This window comes from Neoroseomonas rubea, from assembly GCF_016106015.1.
In the GTDB taxonomy this organism is placed as follows: Bacteria; Pseudomonadota; Alphaproteobacteria; order Acetobacterales; family Acetobacteraceae; genus Neoroseomonas; species Neoroseomonas rubea.
In genome coordinates this window covers 1-7,975 of record NZ_JACADQ010000176.1, presented here as the reverse complement: position 1 = coordinate 7,975, position 7,975 = coordinate 1, and the positions used below count along the sequence as shown (strand labels likewise).

The window sequence follows — 7,975 nt, the reverse complement described above, 5'->3', positions numbered from 1 at the left end:
GGCCGGACGGCCGCCGCCCGCCGTCTGAGGAACAACAAAAACGGATGGCGGCAGGCCGCGATCCGCGAGCGCGAAGCGCGACCGCGCCCAGGCCTACAGCGGCCCCCGGCGCGCCAGCCCATGGCGCGAAGGCAAGGCGGCCGGACGGCCGCCGCCCGCCGTCTGAGGAACAACAAAAACGGATCGCGGCAGGCCGCGATCCGCGAGCGCGAAGCGCGACCGCGCCCAGGCCTACAGCGGCCCCCGGCGCGCCAGCCCATGGCGCGAAGGCAAGGCGGCCGGACGGCCGCCGCCCGCCGTCTGAGGGCTCAAAAAGACTCAACCGCGCTGCGCGCGGCTATTCGAGCCGGATGTTCTGCCGCTCGATGATCCCCTGGAACAGCGCGCGCTGTTCCTGGAGATAGGCCGCGAAGGCCGCCGGGCCGCGCGGCACGGGCTCGACGAAGATGCTCTCGAAGCGCGACCGCACCGTCGGGTCGGCCATGCCCTGCTCGACTTCCTGCGCGAGCCGCTCGGCGATCGGCGCGGGCGTGCCGGCGCGGGCCACAAGGCCCACCCAGGCGCCGGCGTCGAAGCCCTCGAAGCCCGGCGAGCGGGCGAAGGGCTGGACGCCCGGCGCGAGCGCGCTGCCGTCCTTGAGCGAGATGCCGAGCGCCTTCAGCGCGCCCTGGCGCACCAGCGGGAAGGTCGCCGCCAGCGTCTCGATCGAATAGTGGATCTGCCCGCCGACCAGCGCGGTCATGGACGGCGCGCTGCCGGGGAAGGGCACGTGCAGCGCATCGACGCCCGCACGCGCGTTGAACGCCTCGATGATCAGGTGCGCGGTCGCCGCGCGGCCGGAGGAGCCGAAGGTATAGTGCCCGGGGCGCGCCTTCAGCAGTGCGACGAATTCCTCGATGGTGTTCGCCGGGAAGTCGGGCTTCACCACGAGCAGGTAGGGGGAGACACCCCACATCGCGATCGGCGCGAAGTCCCGCGTCGTGTCGTAGGGCAGGCGCTGGAGCAGCGGCGCGATGGTGTAGGGGCCGGAGGAGCCGGCGAGCAGCGTGTAGCCGTCCGGCGCCGACTTCGCGACCACGTCGGTGCCGATGGTGCCGCCCGCGCCGGCGCGGTTTTCCGGCACGACCGGCTGGCCGAGCTTCTCCGACAGGCGCTGCGCGATGACGCGGCCGGCGAGGTCGGTCGCCTGGCCCGGCGGCCAGGGAATGACCATGCGCATCGGACGGTTGGGCCAGGGCGCCTGCTGCGCCCGCGCGGCAGGGATGGCGGCGACGGATGAACCAAGCAGGGCGAGCGCGGCGCGGCGCTGGATGGACATGCGGGGGATCCTCCCGGACCGGTGGGTGGCGGTTGGCCCGCCTGATCCCCGCCTTGCAGCACGCGGCGCCCCGCCCGGCAAGGGCGGGGCGCGCGGAAGGCCTCAGCGCGGCGGCACTTCCGAGAAGAAGACCTGCGTGGGCACGCCGCGGCCGCGGTCGTAGTGACCGACCCAGATGTCGTACTGGCCGGACATGGGCTGCCGCAGGACGATGCCGGGGTTGGTGCCCTGGAAGTCGTCGTTGCAGATCCAGCGGCCGTTGGGGAGGTTGACGACCAGCGTTACGTCGCCGTTGGACCGCGCGCCGATCCACAGCGGCAGGCCGCCGCCCGCCTGGTAGTTCAGCCGCACGTCAGGCGCCTGGGCGATGGACCCGACGCAGCCCGGCCCGCCGATGCGCTCGGCGGGGATGGTGCCGCCGGCGGTCACGTTCACCACGAAGGGGTCGGGCGCGAAGTTGAAGCGCAGGTTCGCGGTGCCGAAGGACGGGCGGAGGTTGTAGTTCTGCGCCGCGACGCCGCCGGCGCCGAGGGCGAGAAGAAGGGCGGCGCCGATCAGGGCGCGACGTGAAGCCATTGTACGGTTCTCCTGGTCTGGCGATGCGCGGAACATTCCGCCGCGGCGGCGGGCTCCGCAAGGAGTGTGGCACCCGGAGAATGAAGATCGCGTCAGCGTGACGGCGACTGCGGCATGCGCGCCACAAGCCGCGGATGCGGCCCGTCCTCCAGCGCGTGGGCGCCCGGCACCGCATCCCGCGCCTCCTTGTCGCGCGGCAACCCAGGCAGGGCGACGACGACGCGCGGATGCTTCGGCCGGGCGCGCGAGGAGCCGTTCCCGCGCCGCATCCCCACAGCCAGGCGGCGGACGTTCCGCCACCTGCCGCCCCAGCGCTCAGGCGACGACGACGATGTCGGTTGGCGCCATCGCGGCCCCGTCCAGGAGCCGTGCGAGCGGCACGGCGGCGCCGGCGCCCGTCCCGTCGGCATCCCAGGCGAGGATGCCCGTCGCGGAATCGAACACCATCTGCGGCGCCGTGCCCGCGGGCGCCCCCGTGCCGCTGAAACTCCCGGCCGGCAGCGCGCCGGGCGGCAGCAGCCCCCCGAAGCCGGCGGCGGAGAACAGGATGGCGTCCACGCCGCTCTCGAACCCGTCGATCGTGTCGGCGCCGAGGCCGGGCGCGGCGAAGCGGAAGCGGTCGGCCCACGGCCCGCCGACCAGGCTGTCGGCGCCATGGCCGCCGTCCAGCGTGTCCGCGCCCTCGCCGCCAAGCAGCGTGTCGTTGCCGCCCGCGCCGGTGAGGCGGTTCGCGCCGGCATTGCCGGTGATGACGTTCGCCAGCGCATTGCCGAGGCCCGCGAGACCGATTGTGCCGGCGAGGGTGAGATCCTCGATCTCGGCGCCGAGGATGAAGGACACGTTCGCCTGCACGCGGTCCCGCCCGCCGCCGGGCAGTTCGAGGATGCGGTCGGTCGCGGCATTGACGATGTAGAGGTCGTCGCCCGCCCCGCCGGCCATGCTGTCGGCGTTGAGGCCACCATCGAGCGTGTCGGCCCCGCCTTCGCCGAGCAGCGTGTCGTTGCCGGCGCCGCCGTTGAGGCGGTTGGCGGCGGCGTTGCCGGTCAGGCGGTTGTCGTCGCCATTGCCGGTGAGGGTAGCGGCGGTGCCGGTCAGCACCGCCTCCTCGACATTGGCGAAGAGGGTGAGGCCGACCGAGCTCAGCACGCGGTCGCGCCCGGCGCCGGGGGCTTCCTCCACCAGGTCGAAGCGGCTGTCGACGATGTAGAGGTCGTCGCCGAAGCCGCCGATCAAGGTGTCGATGCCGGGGCCGCCATCGAGGGTGTCGTTGCCCGGGAGGCCAAAATTCTCGTCGCCGCGGAGGCGGTCGTTGCCGGCTTCGCCGCGCAGGGAATCAGCGCCGGAGTCCCCGCGCATGGTGTCGCCGCCCGCGCCGCCGAGCACCGTGTCCGCGCCCTGGCCCGTCCAAATCTCGTCATTGCCGCGGGCGGCGCGGATGACGTCGCCGCGGGTCGAGACGCCCTCGGTCGAGAAGCTGAATTGTCCTGCATAGGCCGGGTCCATCAGGATCGTGTCGCCGCCGCCCAAGGCGCGGAAGAAGACCGCGCCCGTGGTCAGGTCGAGCCGCCCGGTCAGGTCGATCAGCCCGGCGGTGGCGAGCTCGAGCGACAGGGCTTCGCCCTGTCGGAAGCCACCGACCCGCTCGAAGCCGTTCAACTGCGCGGCGGTGAGCGTCACGCTACCACCTTCCAGCCTTTCGACGCTGCGCATGTTGAGGCCGGTGATGTCGGCCCTGAAGAATATCCGCAGCGTGTCGATCCCGGTGCCGCCATCCATCAGCGCCGGCAGGCGAAAGGGGTCCGCGGGCGATGCCGGACCATGGAACGCATCGTCGCCCGCACCGCCGAGCACCGTGTCGAGCGCACCGAACAGCGAGAGCGTGTCGTTGCCCTCCCCGCCATCGAGCAGGTCGGCATCCTGGATCGGCGGCAAGGTGTCGGTCGCTGCGCCGCCGCCCCACAGCAGGTCGTTGCCGTCGTGGCCGCGCAGCGTGTCGCGCCCGCCATCGCCATACAGGGAATCGCCGCCCGCGCCGCCCGAAACGCTGTCATTGCCGAGCTCGACCCCGCTGTTCGAGAAGGGGTCGAAGACCAGGCTCCCCTGCCAGGTCGGATCAACGACCACGGTCTGCGCGCCGGCGCGGTTGAGCACGGTCAGTTCCTCGACCCGCGCGCCGATGCGGCCGCGGAAGTCGAGCAGCGCCGGGCCGGTACCGAAGTCGAGCGTGACCTTGCCGGTCTCGTAGAGCTCAAGCTCGCCGGACAGGCCGAAGATCGTGAAGGGATTGATCGCGTCGATGGTCGCGAAGGCGTTGAGCTGCGCCGCCGTCAGCGTGATCGAAACGGCGTGCAGCCGCTCCACCCCCGTGATCGTCCAGCCGCGGATGTCTGCGCCATGCAGGTTCAGCGTGTCGACGCCCGCGCCGCCATCGATCGCGACGGGGCCCGTGATGGACCGGAACAGGTAGCCCGACAGGCCGGTCTGCCCGCCGGGCGCGATGGTCAGGCTGGGCACCGAGACCAGCTGGTCGATCAGGTCGTCGCCATTGCCGGCGACCACGCGGTCGCGGGCGCTGACGAAGATGCGGTCGTTGTCCTCCCCGCCGAACAGCACATCCCGCATGTCGTCCGCGCCGTATAGACGCGCTTCCTGCCCGTCCAGCGTGTCGTCCCCCGCGCCACCCAGCAGCGTATCGGCCGCGGCGCCACCCACCAGCACGTCGCCCGCGCCCGCGCCGAGGATGCTGTCCGCGCCCTGCATGCCGAAGATGATGTCCGCCAATGCGGTGCTGATCGGGGGCGCGATCGTGTCGCTCCCCACGCCGCCGAAGATCGTCGACATGGCCCGGCCTCGTTCGATGAAAGTTCAAAACGATGCCGATGAAATGAGACGCGGGGCCGCTTCAAGGCGCCCACGAAAAGGTCATGTCGGCCCGCGCGCCGCCAGCCGCGGATGCGGCCCGTCCTCCAGCACATGGCCGGCCAGCACCGCCTCCCGCACCCGCGCCCGCACCACCTTGCCCTGCGCGTTGCGCGGCAGTTCGGGCAGCGCGATGAAGGCGCGCGGATGTTTTGCCCGGGCCAGCACCGAGAGCCTCTCCCGCGCCGCATCCTCCCAGCCCGATGGCGGGGTCTCCGCCACCGCCACCACCACCTCCCCCCAATAGTCGGAGGGGATGCCGAGCACGCAGATCGCCTGCCCGCCCGCCGCGCCGTCGAGCGCGGCCTCGATCTCGGCAGGGTGCACGCGGTAGCCGCCGGTCTTCATCAGGTCCGCCGCGCGGCCCGACAGGCGCAGCCGCCCGCGCGCATCGATCGCGCCGAGGTCGCCCGTGCGATGCCAGCCGCCCGCCGGCCGCGCCGCGAAGCCCGCGGCGGTGATGGTGCCGGCCGTCATGTGGCGGGCCCGGAGAAAGATCTCGCCGGGCTCGCCATGGGGCAGCGCGGCGCCGTCCTCGCCGCGGATCGAGACCTCCACCCCCGGCGCGGGCCAGCCGAGATGGGCGCCGAGGCCGTCATCGGCCTCGGCCATCGCGGCCTGGACCTCGGCGGGTTCGAGCACCGTGATGGGATTGAAGCACTCGCTCATGCCGTAGGTGACGCGCACCACCGGCCCGAAGGCGTCGGCCGCGCGCTGCCACAGGTCGCGCGTCAGCGTCGCCGTGCCGCAGAAGATGACGCGCACGCCCTCGAAGCGCCGGCCGGGATACAGCGAGAGCAGCTTCGCGAGCACCGTCGGCGGGGCGAAGATCGCGGCCGGCGGCGTGCCCTCCATCACGGAAGCGAGCCGGTCGGCCCGCACCCCGTCCTGCAGCACCACCTCCGCCCCCTGTTCGAGCCAGGCGGCGGTGATCAGGGAGGCGCCGTGCACGAAGGGCGTCATCAGCAGGACGCGGTCGCCCTCGCCTGGCGTGAAGGGCAGCACGGCGCGCTGCAGCAGGTGCGCCGTCCAGCGCCCGCCATGGGTGTGCACGATGGCCTTGGGCCTGCCGGTGGTGCCGGAGGTGAAGATGATCCGCCCCCAGGCATCCTCCGGCACGGGCGGCAGGGCGGGGGCGCCGGGGTCGGGTGCCACATCCTCGATCGGCCAGGGATCGAGCCCCAGGGCCGCAAGCCGCGCGGCCTGCGCCGCGGGGGCGAGGATGCGGCGGAAGCCCGCGAGTTCCGCGTACCAGAGGATTTCCGCATCGGTGGAATGCGCGTTGACCGCGACCTCCGCCGCGCCGGCGATGGTCACGCCGCAGCTGACCCAGGGCGCGTCGATGCCGTTGGGCACCAGCGTCGCGACCGGCGTGCCGGGATGCAGCCCCGCCGCGTGCTGGCCTGCGGCGCGCAACCGGTGCGCCAGCGCGTGCGCGCGCGCCGAGAGCGTCGCGTAATCCATCGTCGCGACACCATCGGTGACGGCGACGCGGCCGGCGAAGCGCGCGGCCAGGGTGAGAAGGTCGTTCGACCAGGCGATTCCATCCCGCATGGCGCGGACCATCCGGCGCAGGGCCGCGCGCGTCAAACCGGGGCTTGATCGCGCGGCACTTCGCGGGCCGGATGGGGGCGGGGAAGGAGATCTCGATGGACCCGCTCAGCACGCAAACCCTGCCCGCCGGCATCCGCGCGCGGATGGTGCCCGGCATCAACGGCCTGACCATGCATGTGCTGGAGGCCGGCGATCCCGGACGGCCCGCGCTGCTGCTGCTGCACGGCTTTCCGGAACTCGCCTTCTCCTGGCGGAAGGTGATGCTGCCGCTGGCCGAGGCCGGCTACCACGTGATCGCGCCGGACCAGCGCGGCTATGGCCGCACCACCGGGTGGGACGACGCCTATGACGCGGAGCTGCGCCCCTTCGCGCTGCTGAACCTGATCCGCGACCAGCTCGCCCTGCTCGGCGCGCTCGGGATCGACCGGCTGCACGGCGTGATCGGGCATGACTTCGGCTCGCCGGTCGCGGCCCATTGCGCGCTGGTGCGGCCGGACGTGTTCTCCCGCGTGGCGCTGATGAGCGCGCCCTTCGCCGGGCCGCCCGCGATCGGCAGTTCGGCGCGCGCACCGGCACGGGACATCGCGGCCGACCTCGCCGCGCTGCCGCGGCCGCGCAAGCACTACCACTGGTACTACGCGACGCGCCCGGCGAATGGCGACCTGATGGCGAGCCCGCAGGGGCTGCACGCCTTCTTCCGCGCCTACTACCACCACAAGTCCGGCGACTGGGCGGGCAACGACGTCTACCCGCTGAAGGGCTGGACGGCGGAGGAACTGGCGAAGCTGCCGACCTACTACGTGATGGATGCGGCCGAGACGATGCCGCAGTCCGTCGCGCATGAGATGCCCAGCGCCGATGCCATCGCCGCCTGCGGCTGGATGAGCGAGGCGGAGATGGCGGTCTACGCGCAGGAATACGCGCGCAGCGGCTTCCAGGGCGGGCTGAACTGGTACCGCACCCGCTTCACCGGCACGAACATGGAGATGGAGGCCTTCGCCGGCGCGCGCATCCGCATCCCCGCCTGCTTCATCGGCGGGGCGCGGGACTGGGGCGTGCAGCAGGCGCCGGGCGCGCTGGCGGCGATGGAAACGCGCGCGACGGCCGACTGGCGCGGCACGCATCTCGTGCCCGGGGCGGGCCACTGGGTGCAGCAGGAACGGGCGGCGGAGACGGCGGCGCTGCTGCTCGCCTTCCTCGCCGGCGGCTGAAGCGCGACGGGGCCGTCCACGGCCCATCCGCCCCATGGGGGCATCGCTGCCGGACGGGTGACGCGCCGGCCCGCGCGGCTTGCGCATCCCCGACGGACCGCGAGGCATGCGGAGCCTTCCCGGGCGCGCGCCCTGCAACGCCCGGTGGCATGGCCATGGAAGCCGAGGTCGGGATGGCTGCAGCCGGCGGAACCGGCGCAATTTATTGTTTTATGTTCGGAAGGATATTCAACGCCAATTTGATTCGAAGCGCGGCCGGTATCGTGCGACTTCGACCCGATTTCGTAACGCTCGAGGCCGCCCCTGCGCCGCCGCCCCGCCAGCCAGCCGTTCGACAGGCCGCGCCGCATGAGCGCCGCGCGCCGGGCGCGGCGCGTGCTGCGGCGCGTGCTGCGGC

General features: G+C 72.9%; 6 protein-coding genes. 2 read left to right on the top strand and 4 right to left on the bottom strand.

Features of this window, described 5'->3' with window-relative positions; genetic code table 11:
- Positions 1-337: 337 nt before the first annotated feature.
- From HW577_RS15745 to HW577_RS15730, 4 genes are all read right to left on the bottom strand, one after another.
- On the bottom strand, positions 338-1,318 hold the full coding sequence (locus HW577_RS15745) for a Bug family tripartite tricarboxylate transporter substrate binding protein (protein ID WP_198377105.1): 981 nt from the start codon (positions 1,316-1,318) through the stop codon (positions 338-340).
- A 102-nt stretch (positions 1,319-1,420) separates the two neighbouring features.
- Complete coding sequence (locus HW577_RS15740) at positions 1,421-1,894, bottom strand: hypothetical protein (RefSeq protein WP_198377104.1); 474 nt, start codon at positions 1,892-1,894, stop codon at positions 1,421-1,423.
- Between the two features lie 315 nt (positions 1,895-2,209).
- Positions 2,210-4,735 carry a calcium-binding protein gene (locus HW577_RS15735; RefSeq protein ID WP_198377103.1) on the bottom strand — a complete coding sequence of 842 codons (2,526 nt, stop codon included), beginning with the start codon at positions 4,733-4,735 and terminating at the stop codon, positions 2,210-2,212.
- An 81-nt stretch (positions 4,736-4,816) separates the two neighbouring features.
- Complete coding sequence (locus HW577_RS15730; RefSeq protein WP_198377102.1) at positions 4,817-6,367, bottom strand: class I adenylate-forming enzyme family protein; 1,551 nt, start codon at positions 6,365-6,367, stop codon at positions 4,817-4,819.
- A gap of 95 nt (positions 6,368-6,462) precedes the next feature.
- Between HW577_RS15730 and HW577_RS15725 the strand changes: the two genes are divergently transcribed.
- Entirely contained in the window at positions 6,463-7,578 is a 1,116-nt protein-coding gene (locus tag HW577_RS15725) for an alpha/beta fold hydrolase (protein WP_198377101.1), read from the top strand.
- Positions 7,579-7,733: 155 nt separating this feature from the next.
- The coding region (locus tag HW577_RS26585) for a hypothetical protein (RefSeq protein ID WP_232474977.1) at positions 7,734-7,975 on the top strand (242 nt) is incomplete at its 3' end.